Source organism: Caballeronia sp. SEWSISQ10-4 2 (assembly GCF_030464885.1).
GTDB lineage: Bacteria > Pseudomonadota > Gammaproteobacteria > Burkholderiales > Burkholderiaceae > Caballeronia.
Genome location: NZ_JALPRJ010000212.1, coordinates 1 through 1016, shown reverse-complemented (window position 1 = coordinate 1016; position 1016 = coordinate 1). Strand labels below are relative to the sequence as shown.

Sequence of the window (1016 nt, the reverse complement as noted above, 5' to 3'; positions counted from 1 at the left end):
CATGTCGTTATACAGAAATGTCGGCATTACCGTCATCGCGCAATAAGCGCATGGTTTCCGCGGCGATATGAACTTTTGTGAGCCCCTTCCAGATTGTCTGCGCGCCGGGTTCGCCATCGCCCTTGCGAGCGAGGAAACCGCCGAGGCGTGCGACCAAGCGCAACACCTCGTTGAGCTTGGGTTGCACAGGCATACGCGTTTTCGTGAGCAAGTGGGCGGCCCGAATTTCATCGGGATCGAAGAACAGATGCGCGTCCAAATCAGGACAGCTCCGGCCCAGGCGCATCAGATAGGTCACACGCCAAGCCACCACAAGAAACAGCGCCAACGCACGCTCGAGTCGTTCAATCGTGCCCAACTGCAGCTCTTCGACCTGACAGCCGTTCTTCAGAACGTTGAACAGGATCTCGATTTCCCATCTCGCCCGATACCACTCGATCAATTCGATCGCTTCATCCAGCGTGGTAGCCGCACGGTTAGTCAGCAAGCGCCATTCGATCGGCTTGACGCCGGCAGGCGCGTCAAACTCGCGCGCGACCAGGCACGTTGCAGCGATGCTTTTGCCCTTGCTCGCGGGCAACTCCACGCGCTGCAGCCACAGGCGCTGGCGCACCGTGCGCGCTTTCACGCCTTGGCGCGCGGCCATCGTGAAGGCGATTTCGCCCACCGCTTCGCCGCGCGTGGCGCGCTCCCACAACTTATCGCCTTCAGGCAGGCAGCGGTTATGCGCGGCACGTATCAGCCAGTCGGCCGGGTTGCCCAACGCATCGGCGCACTGCATCAACGCCATCAGATCCGCTTCGCGGTCGGCCACATACACCAAGCGGGTCGATGGCATGTCCGGCGCCATCTCGGCGATGCGCTCGTAGCCTTCGATCCAACGCAAACTTTCCTTGGGGCCGCCACGCTGGCCGGATTCGTCCTTCTTCTCGCGAGCCCACATCCACGCGTCCAGAATACCCAACGGCTCGCGCTGCGGCGTCACCGCATAGGTCGGGTGAACAAACATCCCGCGC

The 1016-nt window shown here is 61.7% G+C and carries 1 protein-coding gene; it reads right to left on the bottom strand.

Annotation, left to right across the window (positions count from 1 at the left end; translation table 11 throughout):
* Window positions 1-7 precede the first annotated feature (7 nt).
* A partial coding sequence (locus M0D69_RS43650; RefSeq protein ID WP_301787986.1) for an IS4 family transposase occupies window positions 8-1016 on the bottom strand: 1009 nt, incomplete at its 5' end.